The organism is Micromonospora sp. IBHARD004, from assembly GCF_052814115.1.
This window is the reverse complement of the sequence record NZ_CP199934.1, coordinates 1,714,401-1,733,781: the sequence shown is the minus strand read 5'-3', so window position 1 is coordinate 1,733,781 and position 19,381 is coordinate 1,714,401. Positions and strand designations below refer to the sequence as shown.

Annotated in this window: 16 protein-coding genes and 1 riboswitch; of the genes, 5 read left to right on the top strand and 11 right to left on the bottom strand. The window is 75.4% G+C overall.

Annotated elements, in window-relative coordinates; translation table 11 throughout:
* Positions 1 to 78 precede the first annotated feature (78 nt).
* A complete protein-coding gene (locus ACTWO6_RS08600; RefSeq protein WP_446219124.1) occupies positions 79 to 3,687 on the top strand; it encodes a multicopper oxidase domain-containing protein in 3,609 nt (1,202 codons plus the stop codon).
* Positions 3,688 to 3,705: 18 nt separating this feature from the next.
* On the opposite strand, the gene pspM is transcribed toward ACTWO6_RS08600, so the two are convergent.
* From pspM to ACTWO6_RS08565, 7 genes are all read right to left on the bottom strand, one after another.
* On the bottom strand, positions 3,706 to 4,485 hold the full coding sequence (pspM, locus tag ACTWO6_RS08595) for a phage shock envelope stress response protein PspM (protein ID WP_446219123.1): 780 nt from the start codon (positions 4,483 to 4,485) through the stop codon (positions 3,706 to 3,708).
* 23 nt (positions 4,486 to 4,508) lie between these two features.
* Positions 4,509 to 5,381 carry a PspA/IM30 family protein gene (locus ACTWO6_RS08590; protein WP_446219122.1) on the bottom strand — a complete coding sequence of 291 codons (873 nt, stop codon included), beginning with the start codon at positions 5,379 to 5,381 and terminating at the stop codon, positions 4,509 to 4,511.
* 194 nt (positions 5,382 to 5,575) lie between these two features.
* Positions 5,576 to 6,025 carry a helix-turn-helix domain-containing protein gene (locus ACTWO6_RS08585; RefSeq protein ID WP_446219121.1) on the bottom strand — a complete coding sequence of 150 codons (450 nt, stop codon included), beginning with the start codon at positions 6,023 to 6,025 and terminating at the stop codon, positions 5,576 to 5,578.
* 236 nt (positions 6,026 to 6,261) lie between these two features.
* On the bottom strand, positions 6,262 to 6,816 hold the full coding sequence (locus tag ACTWO6_RS08580) for a CinA family protein (protein WP_446219120.1): 555 nt from the start codon (positions 6,814 to 6,816) through the stop codon (positions 6,262 to 6,264).
* Between the two features lie 143 nt (positions 6,817 to 6,959).
* Positions 6,960 to 7,541, bottom strand: a complete 582-nt coding sequence (gene pgsA / locus ACTWO6_RS08575; RefSeq protein WP_446219119.1) for a CDP-diacylglycerol--glycerol-3-phosphate 3-phosphatidyltransferase — start codon at positions 7,539 to 7,541, stop codon at positions 6,960 to 6,962.
* Positions 7,542 to 7,618: 77 nt separating this feature from the next.
* Complete coding sequence (gene rimO / locus ACTWO6_RS08570) at positions 7,619 to 9,121, bottom strand: 30S ribosomal protein S12 methylthiotransferase RimO (protein ID WP_446219118.1); 1,503 nt, start codon at positions 9,119 to 9,121, stop codon at positions 7,619 to 7,621.
* 112 nt (positions 9,122 to 9,233) lie between these two features.
* Entirely contained in the window at positions 9,234 to 10,157 is a 924-nt protein-coding gene (locus ACTWO6_RS08565) for an ornithine cyclodeaminase family protein (RefSeq protein WP_446219117.1), read from the bottom strand.
* Between the two features lie 119 nt (positions 10,158 to 10,276).
* A riboswitch (guanidine-III (ykkC-III) riboswitch) is annotated at positions 10,277 to 10,339 on the top strand.
* Positions 10,340 to 10,395: 56 nt separating this feature from the next.
* On the opposite strand from ACTWO6_RS08565, the gene ACTWO6_RS08560 reads away from it, so the two are divergent.
* Complete coding sequence (locus ACTWO6_RS08560) at positions 10,396 to 10,710, top strand: DMT family transporter (protein ID WP_446219116.1); 315 nt, start codon at positions 10,396 to 10,398, stop codon at positions 10,708 to 10,710.
* A 104-nt stretch (positions 10,711 to 10,814) separates the two neighbouring features.
* The gene (locus tag ACTWO6_RS08555) at positions 10,815 to 11,060 is read left to right on the top strand and encodes a hypothetical protein (protein ID WP_446219115.1); all 246 of its coding nucleotides are present in this window, start codon (positions 10,815 to 10,817) and stop codon (positions 11,058 to 11,060) included.
* Positions 11,061 to 11,131: 71 nt separating this feature from the next.
* Here ACTWO6_RS08555 and ACTWO6_RS08550 read toward each other — a convergent pair whose 3' ends face one another.
* On the bottom strand, positions 11,132 to 13,582 hold the full coding sequence (locus ACTWO6_RS08550) for a DNA translocase FtsK 4TM domain-containing protein (RefSeq protein WP_446219114.1): 2,451 nt from the start codon (positions 13,580 to 13,582) through the stop codon (positions 11,132 to 11,134).
* A 113-nt stretch (positions 13,583 to 13,695) separates the two neighbouring features.
* Between ACTWO6_RS08550 and ACTWO6_RS08545 the strand changes: the two genes are divergently transcribed.
* Complete coding sequence (locus tag ACTWO6_RS08545; RefSeq protein WP_446219113.1) at positions 13,696 to 14,175, top strand: YbjN domain-containing protein; 480 nt, start codon at positions 13,696 to 13,698, stop codon at positions 14,173 to 14,175.
* Positions 14,172 to 15,803, top strand: coding sequence for a YbjN domain-containing protein (locus ACTWO6_RS08540; RefSeq protein WP_446219112.1), 1,632 nt, complete (start codon positions 14,172 to 14,174; stop codon positions 15,801 to 15,803). The genes ACTWO6_RS08545 and ACTWO6_RS08540 overlap by 4 nt, the downstream gene beginning before the upstream one ends.
* 92 nt (positions 15,804 to 15,895) lie before the next feature.
* Here the strand turns inward: ACTWO6_RS08540 and ACTWO6_RS08535 are convergent, their stop codons facing one another.
* The 3 genes from ACTWO6_RS08535 to ACTWO6_RS08525 form a co-directional block, all read right to left on the bottom strand.
* Complete coding sequence (locus ACTWO6_RS08535) at positions 15,896 to 17,146, bottom strand: S1 family peptidase (RefSeq protein WP_446219111.1); 1,251 nt, start codon at positions 17,144 to 17,146, stop codon at positions 15,896 to 15,898.
* Positions 17,116 to 17,457 carry a hypothetical protein gene (locus ACTWO6_RS08530; protein ID WP_446219110.1) on the bottom strand — a complete coding sequence of 114 codons (342 nt, stop codon included), beginning with the start codon at positions 17,455 to 17,457 and terminating at the stop codon, positions 17,116 to 17,118. Before ACTWO6_RS08530 ends, ACTWO6_RS08535 begins: the two co-directional genes overlap by 31 nt.
* Positions 17,458 to 17,640: 183 nt before the next feature.
* Positions 17,641 to 19,329, bottom strand: a complete 1,689-nt coding sequence (locus ACTWO6_RS08525) for a ribonuclease J (RefSeq protein WP_446219109.1) — start codon at positions 19,327 to 19,329, stop codon at positions 17,641 to 17,643.
* Positions 19,330 to 19,381: the final 52 nt, after the last annotated feature.

Sequence of the window (19,381 nt, the reverse complement as noted above, 5' to 3'; positions counted from 1 at the left end):
TGGAGTGCTCACCGATCGTCAGCAGGGCGTCCGTCGCGCCGGAGTGACGGCCGTCGCGTCCCGATCCCGGGGAGAGCCATGGTGCTGTTCCGCAGACTGCGGCCGAGCTGGGCGAACCGCGCGGTCCGCACCGGCGAGGACCACGCCCCGACCGTGCCCGCCGCCCGCGACGGCGAGCCGGGCGACCCCGCGCCGGCCAGCCTCGACCCGGCTGCCGTGCCGCGCTGCTTCGGTCCGGTGCCGAACGTCGCCGGCAGCCCGCTGCCGGTCGTGGACCGACAGGGCCGGCCGCTGCCCGGCACCGGCATCCGCAAGTTCCTCGACGCGCTGCCGCTGCCCGGGCCGCTGGGCCGCAACGGGTTGGGCGCCCACCTGCCGGTGGCGGTGCCGGACACCATCACCTGGCCGGGCTGCGACTACTACGAGATCGGTTTGCAGGAGTACACCCAGCGGCTGCACCGGGACCTGCCGGCCACCCGGCTGCGCGGCTACCGCCAGCTCAACCTCGGCACCGACTCGTCCGGGCACAACACGGTGGCCCCGCCGGACCGCCCCTGGCACCTCGGACCGCTGATCCGGGCCCGGCGCGGCCGACCGGTCCGGATCAAGTTCATCAACCAGCTCCCGACCGGCCGGGCCGGGGAGCTCTTCCTGCCGGTCGACGAGACGGTCGACGGGGCGGGCGTGGGGCCGCTGGACGGGCCGGCGCCGTACCCGCAGAACCGGGCGGCGCCGCACCTCGCCGGCGCGCAGACGGCCTGGATCAGCGCGGGCAACCCGTGGCGGTGGGTCACTCCGGCGGGCGAGATCACCCCGTACCCGACCGGGGTCGGGGTGACGCCGGTGCCGGACATGCCGCCGCCGGGCGCGGGCGCCACCACGCTCTACTTCCCGAACGAGCAGAGCGGCCGGCTGATGTGGCTGCACGACAACACCCTCGGCCTGTCCCGGCTCACCGTCTACTCCGGACAGCTGGCGCTCTACCTGCTCACCGACCCGGCGGAGGAGCGGCTCGTCGCCGACGGCGTGCTCCCGGCCGACCAGCTGCCGCTGGTGATCCAGGACAGGACCTTCGTGCCGGACGACGACCAGCTCGCCGCGCAGGACCCGACCTGGGACCGGGACCGCTGGGGCGCCAAGGGCAACCTCTGGTACCCGCACGTCTACCAGCCCCGGCAGAACCCCTACCGGGCGGACGGGCGGAACCCCACCGGTCGCTGGGACTACGGGCCGTGGACGCACGACCCCGACGGCGGCGGCAGCCCGTGGGTCGCCCCGGTGCCGAACCCGCACCACGACCCGGTCGCGGAGCCGGACGAGCCGCCGCTGACGCCGGGCGTGCCGCACCCGTCGGCCGTCCCCGCGGCGTACGGGGACACCATGCTGGTCAACGGCGCGGCCTACCCGTACCTGACGGTCGAGCGGAGGGCGTACCGGTTCCGGATCCTCAACGCCTGCGCCGACCGCAGCCTCAACCTCCAGCTCTACCGGGCCCGCTCCGACGGGCCGCTGTGGCCGGACGACGGCAGCCCGGCCGACCCGGACGCCGGTGAGGTGCCGATGGTCGAGGCGGTCCGGGCGGCGGACCGGCCGGCGGCCTGGCCGACCGACGGGCGGGACGGCGGCGCGCCGGATCCCCGCGCGGCCGGCCCGGCGCTGATCCAGATCGGCAACGAGTGCGGCCTGCTGCCCGCCCCCGTGGTGCTGCCCAACCGCCCGGTGGGCTACCGGTACGACCGGCAGGACCCGACCGTGCTCAACGTGGACGGGCACACGCTGCTGCTCGCCCCCGGCGAGCGGGCCGACGTGGTGGTGGACTTCTCCACCGTGCCCCCGGGCGCCACGCTGATCCTCTACAACGACTGCCCCGCCCCGCTGCCCCGCTTCGACCCCCGGTACGACCACCACACCGACGCCCCGGACCGCACGGCCGTCGGCGGGCTCCCGCCCAGCCGTCCCGGGTACGGCCCGAACACGAGGACCCTGCTCCAGATCCGGGTGGCCGGCGCCCCCGCGCCCCGGTACGACCTCGCCCGGCTCGCCGAGCGCCTGCCCGGCGCGTACGCGGCCAGCCAGCGACCGCCGATCGTGCCGCAGCCGGCGTACGACCCGGCGTTCGGCACCCGGACGCCCCGGGAGACGCTGGTGCCGGCGCGCGCCACCTCGGTCAGCTTCACCCCGCCCGGCGCCGCCGGCCCGGTCACCCTCCCGCTCGCCGTGAAGGCGGTGGGGCAGGTCTTCGAGCCCCGGCACGGCCGCGCGGTGGGCCGGCTCGGCGTCGGCCATCCGCACGCCGGCCCGCTCACCGCGGCCACCCTGCCACTCGGCCCCGCCGATCCGGCGACCGAGGTGCTCTTCGCGGCCGACCCGACCGTGCCGATGGGCACCCCGGCCGACGGCACCCAGCTCTGGCGGATCGTCGGCGACGCCCCACAGACCCATCCGGTGCACGTGGAGGGCTGCGACGTGCAGCTGGTCAACCGGGTCGGCTGGGACGGCACGGTCCGCCCGCCGGACGCCAACGAGCTGGGCTGGAAGGAGACCGTGCGGGTCAACCCGCGGGAGGACGTGATCGTGGCGCTGCGCCCGGTGCCGCCCACCCTGCCCTTCAAGATCAGCGACAGCGTGCGGCTGCTCGACCCGACCCGGCCGGCCGGCGCCCGGCTCGACGCCTCCCCGGTCAGCCCGCTCGACGGGCGGCCCGCGACGGTGGTGAACCAGCTGGTGAACCTGGGCTGGGAGTACCGCTGGCACACCCGGGCCGCGGGCCTGCGGGACCAGGGCATGAGCCGGCCGCTGGTGCTGCGGGTCTCCCCCAAGGCGCCGACCGGGCTGACCGCCACCCCGGCGCCCGGCTCGGCGACCGCGCTGCCGGCGATCGCGCTGGCCTGGACCGGCAACGGCAGCCGGCCGCCAGCCACCAGCCACCTGCTGCAACGGGCCACCGACGCCACCTTCACCGCGGGGCTGACCGGGATCACCGTGGCCGCCACCGCCACCCGGTACACCGACGCCACGGTCACCCCGGGGGTGACCTACCACTACCGGATCCGGGCGGAGAACGCGGTGAGCTGCTCGGCCTGGTCGAACAGCGTCCCGGCGTCGGTGCAGCTCACCGCACCGGCCCGGCTGACCGCGGCGGTGCCGCCGGCCGCGCCGCTGCGGGTGGCGCTGCGCTGGGCCAACCGCTCGTTCGCCACCGGGGTCGACGTGCAGCGGGCCACCAACCCGACCTTCACCAGCGGGCCGGGCACCACCGCCATCGCGGTCGGCGACAACCACGTCGACCCGGCCGTCGCCCCGGACACCACGTACTACTACCGGGTCCGCACCACCTATCTCGGCGCGTCGTCACCCTGGTCCACAGTCGCCACCGTGACCACCCCGCCCCGGCCCGGGACACCGGGTACGGTGTGCGCCACCGCCACCGCCCCCGCACCGGACACCGCGGCGGTGATCCTGAGCTGGTCGGCCAGCACGCCCGCCGGGCCGGGGTCCGGGTTCGTGGTGCAGCGGGCGCTGGACGCGGCGTTCGGCCAGGAGCTGGCCACCTTCACCGTCACCGGTCGGGGCTTCACCAACACCGGGCTGGCCCGGGGCGTCACCTACCACTACCGGATCCGGTCGTTCAACGTCGTGGGCACCTCCGCCTGGACCGGCCCGGTCCCGGTCACCACCCCGGCGTGAGCCGCCTCCGGGCACGCCTCAGGGGGTGCGCAGGGGCATGCCGGCGGTCCGCAGCTCGGCGAGCGCCGCGGCCACCCCGTGCAGCAGGTCGGTCGCCTCGGTGAGCCGGGCGGCGGCCGGGTGCTCGGTGGTCGGGCGGGCGTCCTCGGCGACGTAGCCGGCCGCCGCCACCACCAGCCGCTCGTACGCGGACACCCCGGCGTCCAACTGGGCGACCAGGGTGCCGTGCGCCTCGGCCAGCGACGCCCGGGCCTCGGCCGGGGCGAGCCGCAGCGCGCGTTCCACGCTCGCCACCCGCTCGGCCAGGTCCCGCAGCGAGCGGTCGGCGGCGGTCGCCTCCCGCACCGCCGGCTCGGCCAGCCCGGTCAACCGGCCGGCCATCCCGGCCAGGGTCAGCGCGGCCCGGTCCAGCCGGGTCCACGCCTCGGCCGCCGTGGTGCCGCGCAGCGCCAGCCGGGAGCGCACCCGGCGCACCTCGGCCAGCACGCCGGGGCCGACGGGCAGCCGCTCGACGGCGGCGACCAGCCGGGCCCGGGAGCGGGCGGCGGCCTCGGCCGGGTCGAGCGCCGGCGGCGCCGGCACGGCGGCGAGCGCCCGCAGGTCGATCCAGCGCCAGGCCGCGACCGCGATCGCGCTGCCGGCGGCGCCCGCCCAGGCCGCGTCCGGCAGGCCGAGCCCCGCGTACGGGGTCAGCACGGCGGCGGCGCCGCCGAGCCCGCCGGCCAGTACGCTCCACCGCCGGGCGGAGCGTCGCAACCGACGCAGCCGGCGGAAGTGTCGCGCTCGCTCGTCTGCCATCCCCGCCTCCTCGCCCCGCCCGGTCAGCCCGCTGCGGTGCTGTCCCCGGTGCCGCGTTCCCGGCTCATGCTGGCCCGGATCTCGTCGAGCCGGGCGGCGGCCGCCGGGTCGGTGGCCGGCGCGCTGTCGCCGCCCTGCGCCACCGCGGGCCGCTCCTGCCGGCCGGTGAGCTGCTCGCCGGCCATGCTCGACCGGATCTGCTCCAGTCTGGCCGACCCGGCCGAGTCGAGGGTCGCCTTCTGGATCTCGAGCATCCGACCCTCGACCGAGTTGCCGGCCAGCTCGGCCCGGCCCATCGCGGTGGCGTACCGGCGCTCGATCCGGTCCCGCACCTCGTTGAGCGAGGGGGTGCTGCCGGGGGCGGTCAGCGAGGACATCGACTCCAGCGAGCGGGCCACGCTCTCCTGCATCTTGGCCTGCTCGAGCTGGCTGAGCAGCTTGGTCCGCTCGGCCAGCTTCTGCTGGAGGATCATCGAGTTGTTCTCCACCGCCTTGCGGGCCTGGGCGGCCGCGCCGAGCGCCTGGTCGTGCAGCGTCTTCAGGTCCTCGGTGGCCTGCTCGGCGGAGACCAGCTGGGTGGCCAGCAGCTGGGCGGACTGCTCGTACCGGCCGGCCTCGGACTCCTCGCCCCGGGCCCGGGCCTGGTCGGCGAGGACGAGGGCCTGCCGGGCGTTGGCCTGGAGCTGCTCGACCTCGGTCATCTGCCGGGAGAGCTTCATCTCGAGCTGGCGCTGGTTGCCGATCACGGCGGCCGCCTGCTGGACCAGCGCCTGGTGCTGCCGCTGGGCCTCCTCGATGGCCTGCTGGATCTGCACCTTCGGGTCGGCGTGCTCGTCGATCTTCGCGCCGAAGAGCGCCATCAGGTACTTCCAACCCTTGGCGAACGGGTTAGCCATCTCCGCGTTGTCCCCTCAGTAGCGTCGCTCCGCCTCGACCTGCCGGACGGGGCCGACCGGCGGGCCGCGCGGCGTGTCTCCATCGTCCCAGCCCGACGCCAGCCCGGCATCCGTACGACGAGGGGGCGGTCACGCAACCCTGATCAACCCTACGCGGCGGGGGCCACCCCCGGCCACGGCGCGCGGCGCGCGGATCAGGCGGCGCAGACCACGTCCCGCTCCTTGGGGCGGACCCGGGTGCTGCGCAGCGTGGCCTTGAGCGGCGAATCCTGGCGCACCTGGACGGCGACCGCGCCGTCGGAGGTGACCTGACGGACCCCCCGGTTGGTGGCCTTGCGGACGGCGGCCGCCGGAACGGGCGTCGGCTCGGCCGGCTGCTCGACCACCGGGACCAGCACCCCCGGCATCTGCTCGGCCAGGGCGACGTGATCGCTGACCTCGCGGAGCAGCTCGGAGAGGCGGGCGCCGAGCGCGTCGCAGATGGCGGCCAGCAGCTCGCTGGAGGGCTCCTTCTGGCCGCGCTCGATCTCGGAGAGGTAGCCCAGGCTCACGTTGGCGGCGGAGGAGACCTCGCGCAGGGTGCGGTGCTGCCCCTGCCGGCGCGCTCGCAGTGCGTCACCGATCACACGGCGTAGCAGGACCATCGCACCTCCCCCTGACGGGACACCATCTCCAACCGGGCGTGCCGCGCCGGACGCGGCCGGCCGCCCCGGCGCCGACGTCGACCGTCGGAGCCTTCCCGCAACCGTACCCGTTGGCCGGCCCGGCGACATCCCACCCCGCCCCTCCAATCCCGGCGATCCGCCCGCGTCGGTCCCCGGCGGCCGGGTCGGCGGCGGGCACGCCGTCGGGCGGGTCGGGATCCGTGCCGGGGCCGGAGTCACCAGCGACCCGCGCCGGCCGGGTCGGCGTCCCGCGCCCCGTCGACCTGGTCGGCGTCGCGGATCCGCTCGGCCAGCAGCCGCAGCGCCTCGATCACCGCGGCCGAGCGGATGTGGTCCCGGCCGCCGTCCAGGTCGAGCCGCTGCACGTCCGTGCCGAGCGGGCCGGCCACGGCGACGTAGACCAGGCCGACCGGCTTGCCGTCCTGCGGCTCCGGCCCGGCCACGCCGGTGGTGGCCAGCCCCCAGTCGGCCCCGCAGCGGCGGCGTCCGCCCTCGGCGAGCGCGACCGCCACGTCCGGGTCGACCGGCCCGCGCTCGGCGAGCAGCTCGGCCGGCACGCCGGCCAGCTCGGACTTCAGCTCGGTGGCGTAGACCACCAGGCCGCCCCGGTAGACGCCGCTCACCCCGGCGATCTCCACGACCGAGGCGGAGAGCAGGCCGCCGGTGAGGGATTCGACGGTGGCCAGCGTCTCGTGCCGCTCGTGCAGGCTGTGCACCACGCCCGCCGCCGGACTACCGGCGGTGCGCTCGTGCCTCGCATCCGTCCCCATGCCCCGCTCTCCTTCCCTCACCGGCCCGCCCCCATTCATCCTCCGCCCCGATCCGTTGATCATGAAGTTGTCGCCACGACACGCCGGTCCGGCGGACAACAACTTCATGATCGCCGGCGCGACGGCGGAGGCGGGGGAAGGGGTCAGGGGGTGGGGCGGCGGAGGCGGAGAGCCTGGGCGATGTAGTCGAAGCCGGTCAGGACCGTGACGAGGACGGCGGCGCCCATGATCCACGGGCCGACGGGGACCAGGGCGTCAGGCATCGGCCACAGGTACCAGGTGATGGCCAGGATCTGCAGCGCGGTCTTGATCTTGCCGCCCCGGCTGGCCGCGATCACCCCGTGCCGGATCACCCAGAAGCGCAGCGCCGTGATCCCCACCTCGCGGGCGAGGATCACCGCGGTCACCCACCAGGGCAGCAGGTCGTACCAGGAGAGCAGCACCAGGGCCGCCCCGGTGAGCGCCTTGTCGGCGATCGGGTCGGCGACCTTGCCGACCGAGGTGACGAGCTTGAACCGGCGGGCGATCCAGCCGTCCACCAGGTCGGTCGCCGAGGCGACGACGAAGATCAGGCAGGCGGCCATCCGCCAACCGGCGTGCGTCATGGCCGAGACGACCACGGTCGCCGCGAAGACCGGGACCAGCACCAGCCGCAGGGCGGTCAACGCGTTCGCCGCGTTCAGCACCGGCACCCGGGCCACCACCGTGGACTCCGCTCCGGTCATCCCCACACCCCGCTCCGGCCGCCGTGGCGTTCCTGACACCGCACCACGTGGCTCCCCCGCTCCGTCCGGACCCGACGTCACCGTGCCGCGCCGGGCGCCGCCGAGATCATCTCATCCGGCACGGCGACCAGGTCGACACCCTCGGTCGCGGTGACCGTGGCCCGGACCAGATCACCGGGGCGCAGCGCGGCCAGGTCCACCCCGCCGCCGTCCGGCGCGACCAGGGTGGTCGAGCCGTCGACCTCGGGGGCCTGGTGGGCCGCCCGCCCCTCCACCACGCCGTCGGCGACCGAGTCGACCAGCACCTCGACCGTCGAGCCGACCCGGTCCTCGGCCCGCTGCGAGCAGAGCTCGTCGGCGAGCGCGCTGAGCTTGTCGTACCGGCGCTTGATGGTGGCGGCGGAAACCTTGCCGGGCAGCCCGGCGGCCTCGGTGCCGTCCTCGTCGCTGTAGTCGAACATGCCGATCGCGTCGAGCCGCGCCTCGGTCAGGAACCGGACCAGCTCGTCCACGTCGGCCCGGGTCTCCCCTGGGAAGCCGACGATGAAGTTGCTCCGGGCGCCCGCCTCCGGGGCCAGCGCGCGGGCGGAGGCCAGCAGCTCCAGGAACCGGTCGGTGGAGCCGAAACGGCGCATCCGGCGCAGCACCGGCTCGCTGGAGTGCTGGAACGACAGGTCGAAGTAGGGCGCGACACCGGGCGTGGTGGCGAGCACCTCGACCAGGCCGGGCCGGGTCTCGGCGGGCTGGAGGTAGCTGGCCCGCACCCGGACGATGCCGTCGATCGCGGCGAGCTGCGGGAGCAGCTTCTCGAGCGCCCGCGGGTCGCCCAGGTCCTTGCCGTACGACGTCGAGTTCTCGCTGACCAGCACCAGCTCCCGGACGCCGGTCTTGGCCAGCCACTCCGCCTCGGCGAGCAGCTCGTCCGGGGTACGCGAGACGAAGGCGCCGCGGAAGGCGGGGATGGCGCAGAACGCGCAGCGCCGGTCGCAGCCGCTGGCCAGCTTGAGCGAGGCGACCGGGCCGGTGTCCAGCCGGTGCCGCAGCACCTGCCGCAGGTGGGCCGGGGTGTGCTCGTCGGTCTCGGTGACCGCCCGGGTGGGGGTGCCGTGGCCGGGCAGCGAGACCGCCGCCCCGCGCCGCTTGACCGGGGTGAGCGGCAGCAGCTCGCGCCGGTCGCGCGGGGTGTGCGCGTCGATCGACTCGCCGGCCACCACGGCGTTCAGCCGGGCGGAGATGTCCGGGTAGTCGTCGAAGCTCAGCACCGCCTGCGCCTCGGGCAGGCTGTCGGCCAGCTCCCGGCCGTACCGCTCGGCCATGCAGCCGGCGGCGACCACCTTGGCCCCGGTGTCGGCGGCGGCGAGCAGCGTCTGGATCGAGTCCTGCTTGGCCTTCTCCACGAATCCGCAGGTGTTGACGACCACCACGTCGGCGCCCTCGCCGTCGGTGGTCACCTGCCAGCCGTCGGCGTGCAGCCGGGCGGCCAGCTCCTCCGAGTCGACCTCGTTACGGGCACAGCCCAGGGTCAGCAGGGCGACGCGGCGGCCGTCGGCGGCGGCGGAGGGGGAGGTGGCAGACACCATCCGAGGGTACCGGGCCGCGTCCGGGTCTCCACCAACGGCGGGCCGCCGGCATCGGCCGGCTCACATCCGCCCCCGGGCGCGCGCCGCGCCGACCGCCGCCGCGCCGACCCGGTCAGACCGTCGCCGCGCCGATCCGGACCAGCCGGTCGAGCAGGAAGACCTCGGTGCCGGCCAGGCCGGTCGAGCAGAAGACCGAGATCTGGTCCGCGCCGGTCCGGCCCGGGACCGCCCCCGCCAGCACCGCGCCCAGGTCGCGCAGCCGCCCGGCGTACGGCTCGACGGCGGCGAGCATCGGCGGGGCGTACGCGGCGGCCTGCGAAGGCGAGTCGGTGACCAGGACGTCGGCGACGTCGAGCAGGTCGGTGCCGAACTCGTGCCGGTTCGCCTGTTTGAAGCCGACGGTGTTGACGTGGGTGCCCGGGGCGAGGTCGGCGGCGTCGAGCACCGGGGTGGTGCTGGTGGTGGCGAGCACCACCACGTCGCGGCCGGCCACCGCCTCGCGGGCGGACCCCACGGCCCGCGCCGGGACGCCCAGCTCCGCCCGGACCCGGGCGGCGAACGCCTCCCGCCGGGCCGCCGAGCGGCTGTGCACGGTCACCTCGCGCAGCGGGCGCACCGCGGCGGCGGCCCACACCTGCGTCCACGCCTGCCGGCCGGAGCCGACCACGCCGAGGGTGGCCGCGTCCGGGCGGGCGAGGGCGTCCACGGCCACGCCGCCCAGTCCCCCGGTCCGCCGGGAGCCCAGCTCCTCGCCAACCGCGATCGCCCGCACCGCCCCGGTCCGCCCGTCCTGCAGCACGACCAGCTGCCCGCTCTCCGGGTGCCCGAACGTGTCGAACGACCGGAAGCCGTACCACTCCCCGGTCAGGTGGCCCGCGGTGAGCACCATCCGGCCGCCGCCGAGCGGCGCGCTCGCCCGGGGCGGGGCGACCAGCCGACCGTCGTACGCGGCCAGCAGGGCTTCCCGCATCGCGGCGACGGTGACCGGGGCGTCCAGGGTGGCGGCGACGTCCTCGTCGGAGAAGAGCAGCGTCATGACGCCATCCTGCAACCTGAAGTGAGGTTGAGATCCACCGGTGGTGGGGTTCGTCGCCGCACCGCCCGCCCGCGCGCCCGGCCGGTGCTAGCGTCGGCTTCGGCGGCACCCGCCGGCGCAGCAGCGGCCGGGCCGCCCCGGACGAGTCGTGGGCGTACCCGGTCAGGCCAAGACGCCCCGCACGACGACCGACTCGTCCCGGCCCCGGTGGCCGGGCCACGCGCAAAGGGTGACCGCCATGGCCTGGATCGTGCTGGTGCTCTCCGGACTCCTCGAGACGGCGTGGGCGATCGCCCTCGACCGCAGCGCCGGGTTCAGCCGCCCCCTCCCCTCCGCCGTCTTCGCGGTCACCCTGGTGCTGAGCATGGCCGGCCTGGCGTACGCGCTGCGGGACATCCCGGTCGGCACCGGCTACGCGGTCTGGGTGGGCATCGGTGCGGTGGGCACCGCGCTGGTCGGCATGCTCGCCCTGCACGAGTCGGCCAGCCTGCCCCGGATCGTCTGCCTGCTCCTGGTGGTGGCCGGCGTCGTGGGCCTGAAGTTCTTCCACTGACCGGTACCGCCCCCACCGGGCTGTATCGCACCGGATGCGTAGCGCGAGCGCCAACTGGGTAGAGACCCGTCCACCCACCGAAGGGCCTACTCACGGAGGACACCATGGCCGACATCCACGCCACCGCCCGCCCGCGCAGCAGCGCCGCGCGGATCTGCACCATCCTGGGTTTCGTCTTCGCCGTCATCGCGGTCTTCTTCCTGCCGCCGCTGTTCGGCCTGGCCGGTCTGATCCTCGGCATCGTCGGCGCGGTCCTCGGCGACAAGCCGCTCGGCTGGTACGCCGCCGGCGCCAGCGTGATCGGCGCGATCCTCGGCATGGTCATCGGCGCCGCGCTGATGAACTCCTGACCCACCGCGCCACGATCGAGGCCCGCCGGATCCCGGCGGGCCTTTGTCGCGTCGGCGTCCACCGGGCGGGCCTACTCCTCGCCGCCGCGCAGGCCGGCCAGGACCTCCTCCATCTCGTCCGGCTTGACCAGCACGTCGCGCGCCTTGGAGCCCTCGGACGGGCCGACCACGCCCCGGGTCTCCATCAGGTCCATCAGCCGGCCCGCCTTGGCGAAGCCGACCCGCAGCTTGCGCTGGAGCATCGAGGTCGAGCCGAACTGTGAGGTGACCACCAGCTCGACCGCCTGCACCAGCAGGTCCAGGTCGTCGCCGATGTCCTCGTCGATCTTCTTCTTGCTGTCCTGCGCCGGGGCGAGCACGTCCGGGCGGAACTCCGGCTCGCGCTGGTCCTTGCAGAACTTCACCACGTCGGCGATCTCGCGCTCGGTCACCCAGGCGCCCTGGATCCGGACCGGCTTCGAGGCGCCCATCGGCAGGAAGAGCCCGTCGCCGCGGCCGAGCAGCTTCTCCGCGCCGGGCTGGTCGAGGATGACCCGCGAGTCGGCCAGCGAGGAGGTGGCGAACGCCAGTCGGGACGGCACGTTCGCCTTGATCAGGCCGGTGACCACGTCGACCGAGGGGCGCTGGGTGGCGAGCACCAGGTGGATGCCGGCGGCCCGGGCGAGCTGGGTGATCCGGACGACCGAGTCCTCCACGTCGCGTGGGGCGACCATCATCAGGTCGGCCAGCTCGTCCACTATCACCAGCAGGTACGGGTACGGCCGCAGCTCCCGCTCGCTGCCCGGCGGGGCCTTGATCTCGCCGTTGCGCACCTTGCGGTTGAAATCGTCGATGTGCCGGACCCCGTTGGCGGCGAGGTCGTCGTAGCGCATGTCCATCTCGCGGACGACCCAGTCCAGCGAGTCGGCCGCCTTCTTGGCGTTGGTCACGATCGGGGTGACCAGGTGCGGGATGCCCTCGTAGCCGGTCATCTCGACCCGCTTCGGGTCGATCAGCAGCAGCCGCACCTCGTCCGGGGTGGCCCGGGTCAGGATCGAGACGAGCAAGGTATTGAGGCAGCTCGATTTCCCAGCACCCGTGGCCCCCGCAATGAGGATGTGGGGCATCTTCGCGAGGTTGGCCACCACGTAGCCGCCCTCGATGTCCTTGCCGAGCGCCACCACCATCGGGTGGTGGTCGCTCTTCGCGACCCGCGACCGGAGCACGTCGCCGAGCGCGACGTTCTCCGGGTCGGTGTTCGGGATCTCCACGCCGACCGCGCTCTTGCCCGGGATCGGGCTGAGGATCCGCACGTCCGGCGACTTCACCGCGTACGCGATGTTGCGGGAGAGCTGGGTGATCCGCTCGACCTTGACGCCGTGGCCCAGCTCGACCTCGTACCGGGTGACCGTCGGGCCCCGGGTGAAGCCGGTGACGGCGGCGTCCACGTCGAACTGTTCGAAGACGCCGGTCAGCGCCGCGATCACCTCGTCGTTGGCCTTGCTCCGGGTCTTCGGGGCGGCACCGCTGCTGAGCATGTTGGCCGGCGGCAGGGTGTAGTCGCCGGCCAGCCCGGTGAGCGCGAGCTGCTCGGCCCGGGTGGGCAGCGGCGAGTGCTCCGGCGGCTCGACCGGCTTACGGGAGCCGGGCACCTTCGCCCGGGGCTTGCGGGGCAGCACCACGGTGTCCTGGAGGTCGACGCCGTCGTAGTCGCCGTCCGGGTCGTCCGGGTCCAGCGGCGGCGGCAGCCGCTTGGCAGGCCCCTTGCGGGCCGGCTTCTCCACCACCTCGGTCTCGTCGGTGGCCGGGGGCGCGACCAGGGTGCCGGCGAGCAGCCCGAGCCGCTCCGGGATCTTGTTGATCGGGGTCGCGGTGACCACCAGCAGCCCGAAGAGCAGCAGCAGGATCAGCAGCGGCACCGCCACCCAGGCGGTGATCGCCGTCTCCAGCAGGTCACCGACGCCCGCGCCGAGCAGACCGCCCGCGTAGTCCCGCTGGACGGAGTCGACCGGGTCCTGGCCGATGTGCAGCATCGCCGCGGTGGCGATCAGCATGGAGCCCCAGCCCACCAGGCCGCGGCCCCGGTGCTCGGGGTCGGCCGGCGTGCGCATCAGCCGCCAGGCGCCGATCATCAGCAGCACCGGCACCACGATCGCGATCGCGCCGAGGAAGAGCCGCACGGTGTCGGCCAGCCGGGCGCCGACCGGCCCGGCCCCGCCGAACCAGATGGCCACCGCGGCGAGGATGGCGAAGCCGAAGAGCAGCAGCCCGCCCCCGTCGCGGCGGTGCTCCGGATCCAGGTCGCGGGCCGACGCGGCCTGCCGGCCGGCCGCCCGGACCGCCCAGCCCACCCCGTGCGCCAGCCCCATCCAGACCGCGCCGAGCCCGCGTCCGACGTAGACCGCGAGGCCGGGCCGGGCCGCGGATCGCCGCCGGGTCGCCGCCCGGGTGGTCTTCTTCGCCGGCTGGCGGGCACGACTGTTCGTGGTGCCGCGCGGCGACGCGCCGCGCCGCCGGCTCGCCTGAGAGGTACGGCCCGCCATACAGTCACCGTAACGGCGTCGCCCGGCAGATCGCCGCTTTTCCGGGTCGTGTCCGCGCGTCGCAACACGGACCGCGCCGTCCGTTGTGTTATTCGCCTCAGAAGGGATGCCCGATGGCGTCGCCGGAGATCGAGGACGGTCCGGACGGCCCCCTGGCCGGACATCCGCAGGCACTACGGCCACTGACCGGCGAACTGATCGCCGCGGTGCTGGCCAACCGGGGCTACACGGTCGCCGCGGACGCCCACGGCGGCCTGGTGGGCCGCTGGGAGGACAATCTGATCTGGTTCTTCCGCCGGGGCGCCGCGGGCGAGCTGTTCCAGGTCCGCACCGTCACCGCCCCCCGCTTCGGCATCGAGCACGTGCCGGACCTGTACGCCTTCTGCAACGCCTGGAACCACGACCGGCTCTGGCCCAAGGCGTTCGTGCACGTCGCCGACGACGGGCTGGCCCAGATCTGCGGCGAGGTGATCACCGACCTGGAACGCGGGGTCACCCCGCACCAGCTCGACCAGCTGATCGACTGCGGCATCTCCACCGGCTGCCAGCTCGCCGCCGCCGTCGGCGACCTCCCCGACGGGTCGGTCCGGTGACCATCTCCCGTGGCCGGGGGCCGGCCGAGGCGCTCGCCGTCGCCCGGGACCTGCCCGACGGCGAGGCCCGCTTCGCCGAGTTGGAGCGGATCGCCGGTCAGGCCGACGCGACCGGCGACCCGGGCACCGCGCTGGCCGCCCGGCTCGCGCTGATCGAGGGGTACCTGCACCACGGGGAGCGGTGGCGGCTGCTCGAACCGGTGCGCCGCTGCCTGGCGGCGGTCGACCGGACGCCCGGGCTGCTGGCCGGCCGCCCCGACGATGCCCAGGCGCTGCGCCGCCACCAGCGGCAGGCGGTGGAGGCGTTCCTCGGCACCCCGCGGGTCGGCCTGGACCAGGCCCGGTCCCTGCTGGACGACCTCGCCGACCGGCTCGGCCCGGACGCCGAGCCGGTCGCCGAGCTGCGCTGCCGGCTCGCCGACCACCTCGGCGACGAGCCGACCGCGCGCCGGGAGCACGACCGGTGGCGCTACGGCTCGGCGCGTCCGACGCCGGGCCGCGACCCGGAACAGTGGGCCGCCGAGCCCGACCCGGCCGGCGGCTGCCCCGGTTGCGCCCCGGCCCGGCGGGCCGAGCTGCTGGCCGGGTGGGGCGAGCACGCGGCGGCGCTCGACGCGCTGCGGGCGGTGCTCGACGGCGAGGTGCGCTGCACCGACCAGCCGGAGCGGGCGCTCGCGGTCGCGCTGCTGCCGTGGCTGCGGACCGGGGCGGCCGACCGGGCGGGGCGGGCGCACCTGCGGGCGTACCGGCGGCACCGGCGGGAACGGACCGCCTTCCCCCAGCTCGCCGCGCACCTGCGGTTCTGCGCGCTGGGCGGGCACCTGGACCGGGGGCTGGACATCCTCGCCGAGCAGCTGCCCCGGCTGGACCACCCGTACGACGATCTGTCCGCGATGGAGTTCGCCGCCGCCGGCGCGCTGCTCTGCGCGCTGGCCGCCGAGGCCGGGCGGGGCGGGCGGCGCCTCCACCGCCCCGGGCACGGCCCCCGGCCGGCGGCCGAGGTGGACGTGGCGACGCTCGGCGCGGACCTGCTCGCGGTGGCGACCGAGCTGGCCGGCAGCTTCGACGCCCGCAACGGCACCGGCCACCAGTCCGGGCGGATCGCCTCCTGGCTGGCCGAACGGCCGCTCGCCGACCCGGTGCCGCTGGCCGCCGAGGACGACCCCGACGAGTGGCCGGCCGACGACCCGGCGACGGAGCGGGCCGAACCGCCGGCGGAGGAGCCGGCCCCGCTGAGCCTGGCCCTGGTGGCCGCCGCCCTGGACCGGCGGGACGACGAGTACGCGGTGGAGCCGGACGGCGCGGTGGTGGGCCGCTGGGGCGAGGCGGTGATCCGGTACCGCCGGCTGGGGCGGCGCGGGGAGATCCTGCACGCCCGGGTGGTCGCCACCCGTCGGCTGCCGGCGGCCCGGCGCGCCGAGGCGTACGCGTTCTGCAACGCCTGGAACCACGACCGGCTGCTGCCCAAGGCGTACGTGCACGAGCTGGACTCCGGTGAGCTGCTGCTGGCCGGGGACGTCACCACCGACCTGGAGCACGGGGTGGCCCCCGTCCAGCTCGACGTGCTGATCGACGCGACGGTGGCCACCGGCGTCGGGTACGCCGCCGCGGTCGCCGCCCTGCCCTGACCGGCCGCCGGACGCGGCGCGGCCCCCGGCCACCGGGCGGTGGCGGGCGGGGGCCGCGGTCCGGTGCGCCGGGCGGAGCGCCCGGCGACGACTCAGCGGGTGGAGAAGGCCAGGGTGTACGCCCCGGCGCCGGCCAGCCCGACGACCCGGTAGCGGTAGACGCCGGCCGGGGTCCCGGCGGTCAGCCGGGCCACGCCGTCGGAGGTGTCGGCGCTGGCCACGGTCTCGAACGAGGCTCCGGTGAAGCGTTGGAGCTGCACCGCCACGAGGGTGCCCTCCGGCGCGTCCAGGCAGGCCTCCTGGCTGCCGGCGGCGGCCGGGAACCAGCGACCGTCCGGCTGGTTCTGCGCCCGGCCGGCGGCGATCTGGCCGGTGCGGCTCAGCTGGCCGGTGCACGCGGTCTGCTCCCCGGCCGGCGGCGCGCTCGGGGCGGCGGTGGCCGGCGGGGCGGTGGCGCCACCACCGGCGGGCGGCGCGGACGGCGCCGACCGGCCGGACGCGGTGACCAGGGTCAAGTTGTTGCGCTGGAGGATCTCGTCGACCGGCTGGAAGAAGGTCACCCCGCCCTGCGTGCAGTCCCCGGACCCGCCGGAGGTCACCCCCTGCGCCTGGTCGCCGGAGAGCCACGCGCCGCCGGAGTCGCCCGGTTCGGCGCAGACGTCCGTCCGGGTCAGCCCGGTGACCGTCCCCTCCGGATAGTTCACCGTGGCGTTCTTCGCCTGGATCACGCCGCAGCGGGTGCCGGTGGTCGAGCCGGAGCGGCAGACCGAGGCGCCGACCGGGGCCTCGGTGGAGCCGTTGACCGGCACCGTGCCGCCGTTGAAGTCGTTCATCACGCCCTGCGGCGTCCACTCGCCGTTGACCTCGACGACCGCCCAGTCGTCCCCGGGGAACGAGGAGGCGGTGAAGGTGCCCTGGGCGATCCGGTTCGCGCCGGTGGTCCGGTCGCCCGGCTGGCCGCAGTGTCCGGCGGTGACGAAGCCGCCCACCACCGAGAAGCCGACCGAGCAGCGGCCGGCGTTGTTGATGAAGAAGGCGTCGCCGCCGCGCACGTCGAAGAGCGGGCGGGGCGCCTCCGCGGCGGCCCGCACCCGGACCGACCCGGCGGGCACCCCGCTGGCCTCGGCGAACCGTCGGCCGGCCGCCTCCGCGCCCGGCCGGGCGAGCACCACCACCGAGTTGGTGGTGACGTCGACGTACCAGCCGGAGACGTCCGGGCTGGCCTTGCCGCCGGCCGAGTCGAGCCGGCTCTTCACCGCGTCCAGCTCGCGGACACCCCGGTCGACCTGCTTCGGCACCGCGCCGGCGGCCTTCACCCGCGCCGCCCGCGTCGGATCGGCCACCGCCACGGTGAGCGTCGCGCCGTCGGCGCTGAGCCAGCTGCCGCCGTAGTCCTCACCCAGCTCGGTGCGGAGCCGGGCGACGGTGCCCGCCGCCCAGCGCTCGGTTTCAGCCGCGTCGCGGCCTGTTCCCGGCTCAGCGAGAGGTCGCGGCTCAGCGCGTCGACCACCTCCGGCGCGACGCCGTCGGACGCCGCGGCCGCACCGCCGCGGGGCGCCGCGCCCTCCCCGGCGAACGACGGCAGGGTCACCGCCGCCGCCGCTCCCGCCGCCACCACCAGTACGCCGATGGCTGTGATCCGTCTGCGGTCCATCCGCCACGCTCCTCCCGGCCGGCGCGGGGTACGCCTGCCGGAGCGGAGTACGGAGACGGACGCCGATCGGTTGAAGTGACCGTCGACGATCGACCGAGCGTGGCCGGACGGCGTCGGGCGTACCCGGAGAGTGACGACGCCGGCCCACCGCGGACGGTGGACCGGCGTGCGGAGCGGGTGGGGTCAGACCTCGACCACGGTCGGGACGATCATCGGCCGACGCCGGTACGCGTCGTTGACCCACCGCCCGACGGTGCGCCGGACGATCTGCTGGAGCTGGTGCGGGTCGGTGATGCCGTCCGCGGCGGCCCGGTTGAGCGCCTCGGTGACCAGCGGGATCACCGGGTTGAACGCCTCCGGGTCCTCCGAGAAGCCCTTCGCCGACAGCGTCGGGCCGGCAACCACCTTGCCGGTCACCGAGTCGACCACCACAGTGGTGGCGATGAAGCCGCCGTCGCCGAGGATCCGCCGCTCGGTCAGCAGCGACTCGCTGACGTCGCCGACGGCGAGCCCGTCGACGTAGACGTACCGGCTCTTCACGTGCCCGACCAGGCTGGCGCGGCCCTCGACCAGGTCGACCACGTCGCCGTCCTCGCAGAGCACGACCCGGTCCGCGGCGACCCCGGACTCGATGCCGAGGCGGGCGTGGGCGCGCAGGTGCCGCCACTCGCCGTGCACCGGCATCAGGTTGCTCGGCCGGACCACGTTGAGCAGGTAGAGCAGCTCCCCGGCGGGGGCGTGGCCGGAGACGTGCACCTTGGCGACGTCCTTGTGCACGACCACCGCGCCGGCCCGGGCCAGCCGGTTGATCACCCGGTAGACGGAGGTCTCGTTGCCGGGCACCAGCGAGGAGGCCAGCACCACCGTGTCGCCGGGGGCGATGGTGATGTGCCGGTGGTCGCCGCTGGCCATCCGGCCGAGGGCGCTCATCGGCTCGCCCTGCGAGCCGGTGGACATCAGCACGATCTGCTCGGGCGGCAGGGTGGTGGCCTCCTCGATCCCGATCACCAGGCCCGGCGGGATGTTGAGCAGGCCGAGGTCGCGGGCGATGCCCATGTTGCGCACCATCGACCGGCCGATCAGCGCCACCTTGCGGCCGTGCTCGATCGCCGAGTCGAAGACCTGCTGCACCCGGTGCACGTGCGAGGCGAACGAGGCGACGATGATCCGCCCCTTGGCCTTCGCGAAGATCGAGTCGAGGACCGGCCCGATCTCCCGCTCGGGGGTGACGAAGCCGGGGATCTCCGCGTTCGTGGAGTCCGACAGCAGCAGGTCGACGCCCTCGGCGCCGAGCCGGGCGAAGCCGGCCAGGTCGGTGATCCGGCCGTCCAGCGGGAGCTGGTCCATCTTGAAGTCGCCGGTGTGCAGGACGAGGCCGGCCGGGGTGCGGATGGCCACCGCGAGGGCGTCCGGGATCGAGTGGTTCACCGCGAAGAACTCGCACTCGAACGGGCCGAGCCGCTCCCGGCCGCCCTCCTTGACGGTCAGCGTGTACGGCTGGATCCGCCGCTCGGCCAGCTTCGCCTCGACCAGCGCGAGAGTGAACTGGGAGCCGACCAGCGGGATGTCCGGCTTGTGGGCGAGCAGGTACGGCACCGCGCCGATGTGGTCCTCGTGGCCGTGGGTGAGCACGATCGCCTGCACGTCGGCCAGCCGGTCCAGGATCGGACCGAAGTCCGGCAGGATCAGGTCCACGCCCGGCTGCTCGACGTCGGGGAAGAGCACCCCGCAGTCGACGATCAGCAGCTTGCCGTCGAACTCGAAGACGGTCATGTTCCGGCCGATGGCGCCGAGTCCGCCGAGCGGGATGATCCGCAGGCCGCCCTCCGGCAGCGGCGGGGGCAGTTCACCCTCGAAATGCGCCTCGGTCACGCGTCCACCTCATTCTGCGACACCGTCACCCGGTGTCCGTCGTGTCGTTCGA